A 13755-nucleotide genomic window follows, 5' to 3' on the forward strand; every position below is an offset into this window, starting at 1 on the left:
GCTGTTCGCTGCCTGAAACTAGGGGTGCTGGAGTGACTAATGTGACAGGTGTTACGGCGCGCCTCCACAGGCTCGGCGGGGCTCGGCGTCATGATCACCCCTATGAACTTGACCACGATGCTCACTCGAAGCAGCAGCTCCCGGCCCGGCATCGTCGGAACAGTGCGTACCGACAGGGACATCAACCGGCTGCTGCAACGCCTCAACCCGGGTGATATCGCCGTCATCGACATCCTCGATCTGGACCGCATCACCGCGGACGCCCTGGTCGATGCGCGTGTCAGCGCGGTGGTGAATGCCTCACCCTCGATCTCGGGCCGCTACCCGAATCTGGGGCCGGAGGTGCTGGTCGCCAACGGCATCACCCTGATCGACAGCATCGGCCCCGAGGTCTTCAAAAAGGTCAAGGACGGCTCCACGGTCCGGGTGCACAACGGCGGCATCTACAACGGTGACCGCCGGCTCATCGCCGGCACTCCGCGCACCGACGCCGACGTGCACGATCTGATGACCGAAGCCAAAACCGGCCTGGTGGCCCACCTGGAAGCCTTCTCCGGGAACACCATCGAGTTCATCCGCAGTGAGAGTCCGCTGCTCATCGACGGCATCGGCATTCCGGACGTGGACATCGATCTGCGCAATCGCCACGTAGTCGTCGTATCCGATGGTGTGGGTGCCGCGCACGATCTGAAAAACCTCAAGCCGTTCATCAAGGAGTACCAGCCGGTTCTCATCGGTGTAGGCACAGGTGCGGACACCCTTCGCAAGGCCGGGTACCGGCCGCTCATCGTGGTGGGTGACCCATTGCTGATGAGTAACGACGTCCTGAAATCCGGTGCGCAGGTTGTCCTGCCCGCCGACGCCGACGGACACGCCGCCGGTCTGGAGCGTATCCAGGATCTGGGCGTCGGGGCGGTGACCTTCCCGGCCGCCGGTTCCGCCGCGGATCTGGCGCTGCTGCTGGCGGACCACCACGGGGCATCGCTGATCGTCACGGTGGGGCACACGGCCTCCATCGAGGAGTTCTTCGACCGTGAACGTCAGCAGTCCAACCCCTCCACCTTCCTGACCCGGCTCAAGGTCGGCGCCAAGTTGGTCGATGCCAAAGCCGTTGCGACCCTGTACCGCAACCGATTCTCCGGTGGGGCAATCGCGCTACTGATCCTGGCGGTGCTGGTGGCAGTGATCACAATGCTGTGGGTCACCAGCGCGGGCGACAGCGCAGCCGAATGGCTGCTCGCCTACTGGAACAGGATGACGGTGTGGGTGCAGAACCTGGTCAGCTGAGGCACTCGTGATCACCCTGCGCCAGCACGCCATATCCCTTGCCGCGGTGTTTCTTGCCCTCGCGGTGGGCGTCATACTCGGTTCCGGACTGCTCAACGACACGCTGCTGTCAGGCCTGCGTGAGGACAAACGCAGCCAGCAGCGGCAGATCGAGGATCTGAATCAAGACAAGAACGCGTTGAATGAAAAACTCAACGCGGCAAGCAATTTCGATGCCACTATGGCTCCGCGCATGGTTAAGGACGCACTCGCCGATCGCAAGGTCGTGCTGATCACCACCCCAGAGGCCGATCGCTCCGACGTGGACGGCATCGCTCAGTTGATCTCCACTGCGGGCGGCTCGGTATCGGGCCGGATCGGATTGACCGATCAGTTCACCGACGCCAATCAGGGCGAGCGGTTGCGCACCATCGTCAACTCGTCGATCCTGCCCGCGGGCACGCAACTGCGCACCGATGCCGTGGACCAGGGATCGCAGGCGGGCGACTTGGTTGGCATCGTCCTGCAAATCCCGAGGGATCCCGCACCGCCGGTCACCGACGAACAACGCAACACGGCGCTATCGGCGTTGCGTCAAAGCGGATTCATCACCTACACCGACGGACAGGTGGCGCCGGGGAACCTCGCCGTCGTCGTCACCGGCGGTGGTCTGCCCGACGATGCCGGGAACAAGGGCTCTACCGTGGCGCGATTCGCCGCCGCGCTCGATCGTCGCGGATCCGGCACCGTACTGACCGGACGCAGCGGTTCGGCCAACGGCATCGCGGCGATCTCGGTCACGCGGGCCGACAGCTCCCTGGCCTCGGCGGCCAGCACGGTTGACGACATCGAAATGGCCTCCGGCCGCATCACCACCGTGTTGGCGCTGCGCGAACAGTCCGACGGGCACTCGGGACGCTACGGGCTTGGCCCCGGAGCTACCTCCATCACCGTCCCCTAGCGAGGGGATCTAGCCCACATCCCGCGGCGTGTTCGGCGCCGGTTGTCGGCGTATTTGTTAGGGTGAGGTTCCGTGGGTCAGCAGGGCCCCGAGCTTTGAAGAATTGCCCTGCGCAGTCGTCACGGGAGCCAACTTGGCAGGTCTACGTAAGCATCCGCAAACCGCTACCAAGCATCTTTTTGTGAGCGGTGGAGTTGCCTCCTCGCTGGGTAAGGGTTTGACCGCGTCCAGCCTTGGGCAACTTCTCACCTCACGCGGCCTGCAAGTGACCATGCAGAAGCTCGACCCGTATCTCAACGTGGACCCGGGCACCATGAACCCGTTCCAGCACGGCGAGGTCTTCGTCACCGAGGACGGCGCGGAGACCGATCTGGACGTCGGGCACTACGAGCGCTTCTTGGACCGTGATCTGTCTGGGTCGGCGAATGTGACTACCGGGCAGGTGTATTCGTCGGTCATCGCCAAGGAACGGCGTGGCGAGTACCTGGGTGACACCGTGCAGGTGATTCCGCATATCACCGACGAGATCAAGAGCCGCATCCTGGCGATGGCCGAGCCTAACGAAAACGGGCAGCGGCCCGACATCGTCATCACCGAGATCGGCGGCACCGTCGGCGACATCGAATCGCAGCCGTTCCTGGAGGCCGCGCGGCAGATCCGCCATGACGTCGGCCGTGACAACGTCTTCTTCCTGCACGTCTCGCTGGTGCCGTACCTGAAGCCGTCCGGCGAGCTCAAGACCAAGCCGACGCAGCACTCCGTCGCCGCGCTGCGCAGCATCGGTATCACTCCGGATGCACTGATCCTGCGCTGTGACCGGGATGTGCCCGAGCCGCTCAAGAACAAGATCGCCCTCATGTGTGACGTGGACGTCGACGGTGTCATCTCCACGCCCGACGCGCCATCCATCTACGACATCCCCAAGGTGTTGCATCGTGAGGAACTCGACGCATACGTGGTGCGCCGGCTCAACCTGCCCTTCCGCGACGTGGACTGGACCGAGTGGGGCGATCTGCTGCAGCGGGTCCACGAGCCCAGTGAATCGGTACGAATCGCCTTGGTGGGCAAGTATATTGACCTACCCGATGCCTATCTGTCGGTCACCGAGGCGCTGCGCGCTGGCGGATTCCGGCACCATACGAAGGTTGACATCAAGTGGGTGCCGTCGGATGACTGCGAAACCGAGAGTGGGGCGCAGGCGGCACTCGGAGATGTCGACGGTGTGCTGATTCCCGGCGGCTTCGGCATCCGGGGTATCGAGGGCAAACTCGGCGCCATCCGCTATGCCCGCAAGCGGCGGGTGCCGATACTCGGGCTGTGTCTTGGCTTGCAGTGCATGGTTATCGAGGCGGCGCGGTCGGCGGGGCTTGCCGACGCCAACTCCGCCGAGTTCGATCCCGACACCCCGAGCCCGGTGATCGCCACCATGGCGGACCAGGTGCGGGCTGTCGCCGGTGAGGCCGACCTGGGCGGAACGATGCGCCTGGGCGCCTATCCCGCTGTCCTGGAGCCTGATTCCATCGTCGCCGAGGCGTACGGCACCACCGAGGTGTCCGAACGGCACCGGCATCGTTACGAGGTGAACAACCCCTACCGCGACAAGATCGCCGAGAGCGGCCTGCGGTTCTCTGGGACGTCGCCCGACGGGCATCTGGTGGAATTCGTGGAGTACCCGCGGGAGGTTCACCCGTTCGCGGTGGCCACTCAGGCGCACCCTGAGCTCAAGAGCCGTCCCACCCGTCCGCATCCGCTGTTCAGCGCGTTCATTCGCGCTGCCATGGAGTACAAAGCGGCCGAGCGTCTTCCGCTGGACCCCGACAGTGAGTGACGGGACTTCGGGAGAGCGCGAACGGCACGAGTTCGTCACCCTGGAGTCCGAGCCCGTCTACATGGGCGGCATCCTGGCGCTGCGCCGCGATCGGGTGGCGATGCCCGGAGGCGGGAGCGCCACCCGTGAGGTTGTCGAACACTATGGCGCGGTGGCGGTGGCGGCCGTGGATGAGGCTGGCCGGGTTGCGCTGGTGTACCAGTATCGGCACCCGCTGGGGCACCGCCTGTGGGAGCTGCCCGCCGGGCTACTCGATATCGCGGGGGAGGACAGCCAGCGGGCCGCGGCACGCGAGCTGCTGGAGGAAGCGGGTATCGAGGCCGGGACCTGGCGGGTGCTGGTGGATGCCGCTGCCTCGCCCGGATTCACCGATGAGGTGGTCCGGGTATTCCTGGCCACCGGGCTGTCACACCCGGGCCGGGGAGAGAGCCACGACGAAGAGGCCGATATGACGGTGCACTGGGTGCCGCTATCCGAAGCGGTGTCGATGGTGATGGCCGGCGAGGTGGTCAATGCCATTGCGGTGGCGGGCATTCTGGCCACGCATATCGCACTCGGGGGTCACCACACCCGGCCGGTGGACGCGCCCTGGCCGGACCGGCCCACGGCCTTCGCGGAACGCAAGGCCGCAACGTGACGGCCGCGGTCGGGCTCCTTGACGGCGAGATCCAGTCCTACCTGGATCATCTCGACGTGGAACGCGGCGTCGCCGCCAATACGCTGAGCTCCTACCGTCGGGACCTGCGCCGCTACCAGCAGCATCTCGCCGACCGCAAGATCGACCGGTTGGCCGAGGTCTGCGAAACCGATGTCAGCGATTTCGTGGTCACGCTGCGCCGGGGCGATCCGGCGAACGGAGTGCCCGAGCTGTCCGCGTCCTCGGCGGCCCGCGCATTGATCGCCGTGCGAGGGCTGCACCGGTTTGCCGCCATCGAGGGGCTGGCGCCCACGGATGTCGCCCGTGCGGTGAAACCGCCGACCCCCAACCGCCGGCTGCCGAAGAGCCTGACGGTCGAACAGGTGGAAGCACTGCTGAATGCCGCGGGTGGCGGCGGCTCGGACGGACCACTGGATCTGCGCAACCGTGCACTGCTGGAGCTGCTGTACTCGACCGGAGCACGCATCTCCGAGGCCGTGGGGCTGGACGTCGACGATGTGGATGTGCAGGCTCGTTCGGTGCTGCTGTGGGGCAAGGGCGGCAAGCAGCGCCTGGTGCCGGTGGGTCGGCCTGCCGTAGAGGCGCTGCAGGCATACCTGGTGCGTGGCCGTCCCGATCTGGCACGCCGGGGACGCGGCGGCGTCCCCGCCCTGTTTCTGAACTCCCGGGGCGGACGGCTTTCCCGCCAGAGCGCATGGCAGGTGCTGGCCGACGCCGCCGAACGGGCCAAGATCAGCGCGGCGGTTTCCCCGCACACCCTGCGACATTCCTTTGCGACACATCTGCTGGAGGGCGGCGCCGACGTTCGTGTTGTCCAGGAGTTACTCGGCCATGCGTCGGTGACAACGACCCAGATCTACACGTTGGTCACGGTCAGTGCGCTGCGCGAAGTATGGGCAGGTGCGCATCCCCGTGCCCGTTAGCAGTCGCCACATGCGCGGGTTGCCGCTACCGAAGGCCGCAACCCCACTAGACTTGCCCGAATGCCTTCGATGAGGCCCCCGCATGCGGGAGCTACCACCAGCGTGCGTGAAGAGGGCCGAATAGATGACCGGGAGGTGACGTGACGGACGGCAGTCTCGACTCTGACTTCCCCGCCGACGACGGCGACCTTGATCTCACCGGCCGCCCCCCGAAAGACATCCCCGAGCCCAAGCCGCTGACCAGTCACGGGCCGGCCAAGGTGATCGCGATGTGCAACCAGAAGGGCGGCGTGGGGAAGACCACGTCGACCATCAATCTGGGCGCCGCGCTGGCCGGATACGGCCGCCGGGTGCTGCTCGTCGACCTCGATCCACAAGGTGCGCTATCGGCCGGTCTGGGCATCGCCCACCACGAGCTGGAAACCACTGTGCACAACCTGCTGGTGGAGCCCAGGGTGTCGGTGGACGACGTGCTGATGCGCACGCGCGTCGAGGGACTGGACCTGATCCCGAGCAATATCGACCTCTCCGCCGCCGAGATTCAGCTGGTCAACGAGGTGGGGCGCGAGCATTCACTGGCGCGGGCGCTGCACCCTGTGCTCGATCGCTACGACTACGTGCTCATCGACTGCCAGCCGTCGCTGGGACTGTTGACGGTGAACGCGCTGGCCTGCTCCGAGGGCGTCGTCATCCCGATGGAATGTGCGTTCTTCTCGCTGCGCGGGCTGGCCCTGCTCACCGACACCGTGGCCAAGGTGCGCGACCGGCTCAACCCGAAACTGGCGGTGTCCGGAATCGTCATCACCATGTTCGATGCCCGGACCCTGCACGCGCGTGAGGTGATGGCCCGGGTCATCGAGGTGTTCGGCGACCAGGTCTTCCACACCGTCATCACTCGCACCGTCCGCTTCCCGGAGACCAGCGTGGCGGGGGAGCCGATCACCACGTGGGCACCGAAGTCTTCGGGTGCCCAGGCGTACATCTCGTTGGCTCGCGAGGTAATCGACCGGTTCGAAACGTGACGGTCGGTTTGGACCAGGAACCGGACGTCGTCGAGACCGCCGCGGAACCCGCGGCGCCCGATGCCGCCACCGCGGCACCGGAGACCACGGACGCACATGGCTTCCGGATTCGGCTCACGAACTTCGAGGGGCCGTTCGACCTACTGCTACAACTCATTTCGCAGCATCGGCTTGATGTCACCGAAGTGGCGTTGCACCAGGTGACCGACGAATTCATCGCGTACACCAAGTCGCTGGGCGATACCTACAGCCTCGACGAGGTGACGGCCTTCCTGGTGGTGGCGGCCACATTGCTGGACCTGAAGGCGGCGCGGTTGCTGCCTTCCGGTCAGGTGGATAACGACGATGACCTGGCACTGCTGGAAATCCGCGACCTGTTGTTCGCGCGGCTGTTGCAGTACCGGGCCTTCAAGCATGTGGCAGAGATGTTCGCCGAACTAGAGGCTGCCGCGCTGCGCTCATACCCGCGTGCGGTCTCGCTGGAGGAGCGCTTCAGCGACCTGCTCCCGCCGGTTCACCTGGGGCTCGACGGGGACCAGTTCGCCCAGCTCGCCGCCGGTGCCTTCACGCCGCGGCCGGTTCCCACGGTGGGGCTGAGCCACCTGCACATTCCGCGCGTATCGGTGCCAGAGCACGCCAAACGGATGGTCGAGCTGCTGGCCGAGCGCGGCGCCGGGCAATGGATGACCTTCACCGAGCTGGTGGCCGAATGCACGGCGCCGATCGAGATCGTGGCCCGCTTCCTGGGCGTGCTCGAGCTGTACCGCTCCAAGGCGGTATTATTCGAGCAATCCGAACCGCTTGGACCGCTCCAAGTTTCATGGACCGGTGAGCGCCCGGCGCAGGATGATCTAGAAAAGGCAGTGGACTACACATGAGCGAGCAGACGACCGCTGTCGAGGGCACGGAGGAGTCCGCCGAGCCCGACGCCTCAGCGGAAGCCGCCCCCGCGGAGTCCCTGGAGGACGAAACGGGCGACGGTGAATTCGTTCCGATGGCCGAGGATGAACTCATCAGCACCCTCGAGGCGTTGCTGCTGGTCGTGGACACCCCGATCAGCGCGGCGGCCGTCGCTTCCGTCGTCGCTCAGCCATTGGACCGTGTAGCCGAAGCACTGCAACGGATTTCGGAAATCTTGACCGATCGCAGCAGTGGCATCGATCTGCGTGAGACCGCCGACGGCTGGCGCATGTACACCCGCGCCCAGTACGCCCCCTACGTGGAGAAGCTGCTGCTCGATGGCGCACGCTCCAAGCTGACCCGGGCCGCGCTGGAGACCCTCGCGGTGGTGGCCTACCGGCAGCCGGTGACGAGATCGCGTGTCAGCGCTGTGCGCGGTGTGAACGTCGATGCCGTCATGCGGACCCTGCTGATGCGGGGCCTGATCGCCGAGGCGGGCACCGACGACGAATCCGGTGCGGTGATGTTCCGCACCACCGAGCTGTTCCTCGAGCGGCTTGGGCTGACGTCGCTGTCCGACCTTCCCGATATCGCACCGCTGCTTCCCGATATCGATGTGATCGACGACCTATCCGAAAACCTCGGCGACGAGCCGCGGTTCGCGCGGCTCAACCGGACAGCCGATAGCGGTGCTGGTTCTGGTGATGCTCCCGCTTTTACCGTTGATCAGGACTGAGACCATGAGCGAAGAAGGCATTCGGCTCCAGAAGGTGTTGTCGCAAGCGGGTATTGCGTCACGCCGGGTTGCCGAAAGGATGATTTACGACGGTCGCGTCGAGGTGGACGGCGAGATTGTCACCGAGCAGGGCAGACGAATCGACCCGGCTGTCAACGTGGTTCGCGTTGACGGTGCGCGTGTGATCATGAACACCGATCTGGTGTATCTGGCTCTCAACAAGCCCTTCGGCATGCTGTCGACCATGTCGGACGACCGTGGCCGCCCCTGCGTCGGCAAGCTGATCGAGGAACGGGTTCGGGGCAACCAGGGGGTGCGCAATGTCGGCCGTCTGGATGCCGACACCGTCGGGCTGATCCTGCTCACCAACGACGGAGAGCTGACCCACCGGCTCATGCACCCGTCTTACGAGGTGCCTAAGACGTACATCGCGACCGTCGCCGGCACGATCCCGCGTGGCTTGGGGCGGCAGTTACGAGACGGCGTCGAGCTCGCCGACGGCCCGGCCAAGGTGGACGAGTTCAAGTTCCTGGGCACCACGGACGGCCAGAGCATGGTGCAGCTGACGCTGCATGAGGGCCGCAATCGCATTGTGCGACGCATGATGGACGCTGCCGGGCACCCGGTAGTGGAATTGGTGCGCACCAAGATCGGCGATGTGACGCTGGGCAATCAGCGCCCCGGGAGCCTACGTGCCCTGGGCCGCGATGAGATCGGCTCGCTGTACAAGGCGGTAGGACTGTGACGCGCCTAGTGGTTGCCGTAGATGGCCCATCCGGTACCGGAAAGTCCTCCGTCGCAAAAGAATTGGCTCGTCAGCTAGGGGCCTCATATCTCGATACCGGTGCGATGTACCGGATCGTGACGCTCTGGGTGCTGCGTGCCGGTGTAGACCTCACCGACCCCGCGGCCATCGCCGCGGCAACCGATCAGGTGCCCATGTCCGTGAGTTCGGATCCCGATGCGCAGACGGCTCTGCTTGCGGGTGAAGATGTTTCGGTCCCAATCCGGGGTAATGAGGTGACCGGCGCGGTCTCCGCCGTGTCCGCGGTACCGGCCGTCCGTGAACGACTGGTGCGGCAGCAGCGCGAGCTGGCCGAGTCCAGTGGCGCCGTGGTGGTGGAGGGCCGTGATATCGGCACCGTGGTGCTGCCGGACGCCGACGTGAAGATCTATCTGACCGCATCGGCACAGGCGCGGGCGCAGCGCCGCAACGCGCAGAACGTCTCCGGTGGTGGCGACGACGAATATGAAAAGGTGCTTGCCGATGTGCAGCGCCGTGACCATCTGGATTCCACCCGGGCCGTCTCGCCGCTGCGCCCGGCCGAGGATGCTTTAGAGGTCGATACCAGCGATATGACACAGGAACAGGTCGTGGCCCACCTGCTGGACCTGGTGCGCACTAGGGCAGGGGCATCACGATGACCGATGGCACGTGGGAAGACGAGAGTGAGTGGGAGCTCACCGAATTCGATGGAGATGAGGGACTCGACGAGCCGAGTGTTCCGCCGGCGGTGGTTGCGGTGGTGGGCCGGCCCAATGTCGGCAAGTCGACATTGGTGAACCGGATCATCGGCCGGCGTGAGGCCGTCGTCCAAGACATTCCCGGGGTGACCCGTGACCGCGTCTCCTATCCCGCCGAGTGGCTCGACAGACGTTTCACGGTCCAGGACACCGGCGGTTGGGAGGCCGACGCGACCGGCCTGCAACAGCTCGTCGCGGAACAGGCGCGCCACGCCATGGCCACCGCCGACCTGATCATCCTTGTCGTGGATGCCACGGTGGGTGCCACGTCTACCGACGAAGAGGCGGCCAAGCTGCTGCGTAGATCCGGGAAGCCGGTCTTCCTGGCGGCCAACAAGGTTGACAGTGACCGCGCGGAGGCCGACGCCGCGGTGCTGTGGTCGCTGGGATTGGGCGAGCCGATGCCGATCAGTGCCATGCACGGCCGCGGCGTGGCGGATCTGCTCGACCGCGTGGTCGCCGACCTGCCCGAGATCTCCGCGCGCGGGTCGGGGGAGGGCGGCCCGCGACGGGTGGCGCTGGTGGGAAAACCGAACGTGGGCAAGAGTTCCCTGTTGAACCGGCTCTCGGGTGATCAGCGGGCGGTGGTTCATGACACCGCGGGCACCACCGTCGACCCGGTGGATACGCTGATCGAACTCGGCGGCAAGACTTGGCGTTTCGTCGATACTGCCGGATTGCGCCGGAAGGTGGGGCAGGCCTCGGGACACGAGTACTACGCGTCGCTGCGCACCCACGGCGCCATCGAGGCGGCCGAGGTTGCCATCGTCCTGCTGGACGCGTCGCAGCCCATCACCGAACAGGACCAGCGAGTGCTGTCGATGGTGATCGAATCCGGACGTGCCTTGGTGCTCGCGTTCAACAAGTGGGATCTGGTCGATGAGGACCGTCGCGACCTCCTTGAACGTGAAGTAGACCTTCAGCTTGCGCAGCTCAATTGGGCACAACGCGTGAACATCTCAGCTAAAAGCGGACGAGCTGTCCAGAAGCTGGTGCCGGCGCTGGAGTCTGCGCTGGATTCCTGGGACAAGCGAATCTCCACCGGTCAGCTGAATACTTGGGTCAAGGAAGTAGTTGCCGCTACGCCGCCTCCGGTGCGTGGCGGGAAACAGCCGCGGGTGTTGTTCGCCACTCAGGCCACCTCGCGGCCGCCCACTTTTGTGTTGTTTACCACCGGTTTCCTTGAGGCCGGGTACCGACGATTCCTGGAACGCAGGTTGCGCGAGAGCTTCGGCTTTGACGGAACCCCCATCCGGATAAACGTTCGGGTTCGTGAAAAGCGAAGCGCCAAGCGCTAACTCATCGTGAGATGGCAACGGGCACAAGCTAAAAGACTGTATGCACATTGCCTTCTCAGGTTCCGTTTACCGAATATTCGCGCTCGCGTTGGGATCTACCCGATCCGAATCGCCCACTTTTTCCGTTTGCCGACCTAGGCTGGTTTCACCGTCTACCATCCTGCGGCGGTATCAAAACCACCTACTGAAAGGCGCAACACAGTGGCGGACACACTCACCCAGGGCCAGAAGCTGGACTCGGGACAGAGCCTCACCTCGAACAACGGCGCGTACACCCTGACTTTGCAGGATGACGGCAACCTCGTGCTGACCGAGGGCGGCAGCCCGGTATGGGCCTCGGACACCAGCGGGCACTCCGCCGGCCGTGCAGAGGTGCAGAGCGACGGCAACTTCGTCGTGTACGACAACGGCGGCGGCGCACTGTGGAGCAGCAACACCGAGGGCCGTACCGACGTGAAGCTGGTTCTGCAGGACGACCGCAACCTGGTGCTGTACTCGGGCGCGGACTCCGTGTGGTCCTCGGGTACCCAGACCGACACCCCGGTTGCTCCGGCAGCTGAGTCCGTCGAGGTCGCTCCCGCGGCCGTGGAGGAGCCGGCTCCCGCGCCGGAGCCCCGCACCTACACCGTCGAGTCCGGTGACACCCTCTGGGCCATCGCTGAGCGCTTCTACGGCGACGGCAACCAGTACCAGAAGATCGCTGACGCCAGCGGCATCGCCAACCCCGATCTGATTCAGCCGGGTCAGGTACTGACCATCCCGGAGTAGTCACACCGGCATAAGCAAGCAGTACTGCCTCATCGGCCCCGTCGGGTGACCCCCGCCGGGGCCGATGTCGCTTACTCCCGCAGGTAGCCGTCCGGGTGGTGGAACCAATTGCTACGTGGGGTGCGATATGGGTCGACATGCGCGGGCGGGATCCACCAGGTACGCCCGTCCGGGCCGCGGATGGTCTGCCAACACTGGTGGTCGGTTCCGAGGAGTTTGTGATGCCGCTCGCAGCCCAGCGTGAGGGACGCTATGTCGGTGTTGCCGCCGGCCGCCCATTCATCCATGTGATGTGCCTGGCAGTGATATGCCGGTCGATCGCAGCCGGGGTAGGTGCAGCCACGCTCCTTGGCGGTCAACACAATTCGCTGATCTGCGGTGGCGATCCGCTTCGCACGACCAAGGTAGAGCGCGCGGCCGTCATCGTCGAAGACCGCCAGATAGTGGTGGGCGTGACTGGCCATCCGAATCGGGTCCGGCATGGGTAAGAGCGAGCCCCCACCCGTCGCCGCGTGACCCGCGCCGGACTCCAATTCCCGCAATGTGGTGGTGACAATGGTGGTTACCGGCAGCCCACGGTGATGGCCAAGTTCACCGGAGCACAAGATCGACCGGCAGACGGCCTTGAGTGCGTCGTGCTGGCGCTGCGCGACCGATCGAACATCGTGCCGGGCCGCGTCTGAATCTGGATCACCGTCCACACAGGGGTTTTCATCGTCGGGATGGCATACGCCGGGTGCGGCGTATTTGGCGAAGATCGCGTCGAGGTAGGAACGTAACTCTGGATCGAGATCGAACGCACCAGCTGTCATGAGGTCCGCGCCTTGGCGACCCATCCGGAACCCGCGCCGGCGAGCCCGGTCGGTATCGCTGGTGAGACTGCCATCGGGATCGAGATGGGCCAGTAGGCGCTGGGCTGCCTTGCCGAGCTCATCGGGCCGCAGTGTCTGCGTAAGTCTGGCAAGCTGCCTTTCCGCGGTCATCCGGGTCTGAACATCGACGGTGCGGGGGACACGGTCCCAGAACCGGCGAATGACGGCGATGTGGTCGCCTCCGGCGGTGCCCGCACGCTGCGCGGCGGACGTGGCCGCCAGTACCGGTTCGATGGAGGTACCAGTCAGTGCGACGGTCGGCGCGAGCTCGGCGGCGTCCCGGATACGCCGACGTGCGTCGGCCCGGGTGATACGCAAGGTATCGGCGAGTACATCGCCCAGGCTCGCGCCCCCGAACTGTCCCGGAACATGTCCGGCGACAAGCTCATTGACAATCCCGTGGGTTGCCGTCGGGATGCGCCGCAGCAGCGTCTCCACGTCACGCAGAATCGTGAGTCGGTCATGACGCGTCAGCGCGCTCGTGTCGAGTTCCGACAGTGCGTCGACAGCCCCACAGAGCCCGGCGAGGACCTCTGCCGCATCGCTATCCGCTATCGAACTCATGTTCGAATGATACCGCGCCACTCCGACACGAGGGCGCCAAATGTTTTGAATGATTCACATGTGACACAAGTGTTTTCGGGGATTAGGGGCGGCCAGGGGTAAACCGAATTCAGAAAATGGCCAGACCTGCGGTAGGCTTCCGTCTGCTGCTCATCGCAGCGGCGGGCTGTGGCGCAGCTTGGTAGCGCACTTGACTGGGGGTCAAGTGGTCGCAGGTTCAAATCCTGTCAGCCCGACCAGGTAGGAGGCGGTTTTGGTGCCCTCGCCGGGTTTCCGGTGGGGACCAGTTTGTTCGTTGCCGGCTGTTGGACCGCACTTGTCCGATAGTCAGGGGTTCCCCTCTCTGGACGGCACCATCTTCGATCGACAGGGTCGGAGATGGGATGGCCGAGTGTCGGCGATGGCGGCAGAAGGGGGTCCATTGCTTCAAATAGG

General features: G+C 65.2%; 12 protein-coding genes, 1 tRNA gene and 1 pseudogene. 13 read left to right on the forward strand and 1 reads right to left on the reverse strand.

What is annotated here, in order from left to right:
• Positions 1-102 precede the first annotated feature (102 nt).
• The 12 genes and pseudogenes from steA (at position 103) to MAB_RS12100 (ending at position 11884) form a co-directional block, all read left to right on the forward strand.
• Positions 103-1287, forward strand: a complete 1185-nt coding sequence (gene steA, locus MAB_RS12045) for a putative cytokinetic ring protein SteA (RefSeq protein WP_005079314.1) — start codon at positions 103-105, stop codon at positions 1285-1287.
• 7 nt (positions 1288-1294) lie between these two features.
• A complete protein-coding gene (locus MAB_RS12050) occupies positions 1295-2227 on the forward strand; it encodes a copper transporter (RefSeq protein ID WP_005058615.1) in 933 nt (310 codons plus the stop codon).
• A gap of 133 nt (positions 2228-2360) precedes the next feature.
• Positions 2361-4040, forward strand: a pseudogene (locus MAB_RS12055) (CTP synthase); the annotation flags it as partial.
• Positions 4041-4047: 7 nt separating this feature from the next.
• Positions 4048-4692 carry an NUDIX domain-containing protein gene (locus MAB_RS12060; RefSeq protein ID WP_005110861.1) on the forward strand — a complete coding sequence of 215 codons (645 nt, stop codon included), beginning with the start codon at positions 4048-4050 and terminating at the stop codon, positions 4690-4692.
• Positions 4689-5636, forward strand: coding sequence for a site-specific tyrosine recombinase XerD (xerD, locus tag MAB_RS12065; RefSeq protein WP_005079319.1), 948 nt, complete (start codon positions 4689-4691; stop codon positions 5634-5636). The genes MAB_RS12060 and xerD overlap by 4 nt, the downstream gene beginning before the upstream one ends.
• A gap of 140 nt (positions 5637-5776) precedes the next feature.
• Complete coding sequence (locus MAB_RS12070) at positions 5777-6658, forward strand: ParA family protein (RefSeq protein WP_005110864.1); 882 nt, start codon at positions 5777-5779, stop codon at positions 6656-6658.
• Positions 6655-7536 (forward strand): segregation and condensation protein A, encoded by an 882-nt coding sequence (locus tag MAB_RS12075; protein WP_005075441.1) that lies wholly within the window; start codon positions 6655-6657, stop codon positions 7534-7536. Before MAB_RS12070 ends, MAB_RS12075 begins: the two co-directional genes overlap by 4 nt.
• Positions 7533-8294 carry an SMC-Scp complex subunit ScpB gene (scpB, locus tag MAB_RS12080; protein WP_005079323.1) on the forward strand — a complete coding sequence of 254 codons (762 nt, stop codon included), beginning with the start codon at positions 7533-7535 and terminating at the stop codon, positions 8292-8294. Before MAB_RS12075 ends, scpB begins: the two co-directional genes overlap by 4 nt.
• A 4-nt stretch (positions 8295-8298) precedes the next feature.
• Positions 8299-9039 carry a pseudouridine synthase gene (locus MAB_RS12085; RefSeq protein WP_005079325.1) on the forward strand — a complete coding sequence of 247 codons (741 nt, stop codon included), beginning with the start codon at positions 8299-8301 and terminating at the stop codon, positions 9037-9039.
• 8 nt (positions 9040-9047) lie between these two features.
• Positions 9048-9719: a (d)CMP kinase gene (gene cmk, locus MAB_RS12090; protein WP_005110867.1), complete on the forward strand. Its 672-nt coding sequence runs from the start codon at positions 9048-9050 to the stop codon at positions 9717-9719.
• Entirely contained in the window at positions 9716-11116 is a 1401-nt protein-coding gene (gene der, locus MAB_RS12095; protein ID WP_005079328.1) for a ribosome biogenesis GTPase Der, read from the forward strand. Before cmk ends, der begins: the two co-directional genes overlap by 4 nt.
• 201 nt (positions 11117-11317) lie before the next feature.
• Positions 11318-11884 carry a LysM peptidoglycan-binding domain-containing protein gene (locus tag MAB_RS12100; RefSeq protein WP_005079331.1) on the forward strand — a complete coding sequence of 189 codons (567 nt, stop codon included), beginning with the start codon at positions 11318-11320 and terminating at the stop codon, positions 11882-11884.
• Positions 11885-11955: 71 nt separating this feature from the next.
• On the opposite strand, the gene MAB_RS12105 is transcribed toward MAB_RS12100, so the two are convergent.
• Positions 11956-13320 carry an HNH endonuclease signature motif containing protein gene (locus tag MAB_RS12105; protein WP_005110870.1) on the reverse strand — a complete coding sequence of 455 codons (1365 nt, stop codon included), beginning with the start codon at positions 13318-13320 and terminating at the stop codon, positions 11956-11958.
• A 162-nt stretch (positions 13321-13482) separates the two neighbouring features.
• On the opposite strand from MAB_RS12105, the gene MAB_RS12110 reads away from it, so the two are divergent.
• Positions 13483-13559: transfer RNA gene (locus MAB_RS12110), tRNA-Pro, on the forward strand.
• The last annotated feature ends 196 nt before the right edge of the window (positions 13560-13755 follow it).

Origin of the sequence: Mycobacteroides abscessus ATCC 19977, assembly GCF_000069185.1 — a bacterium.
Classification (GTDB): domain Bacteria; phylum Actinomycetota; class Actinomycetes; order Mycobacteriales; family Mycobacteriaceae; genus Mycobacterium; species Mycobacterium abscessus.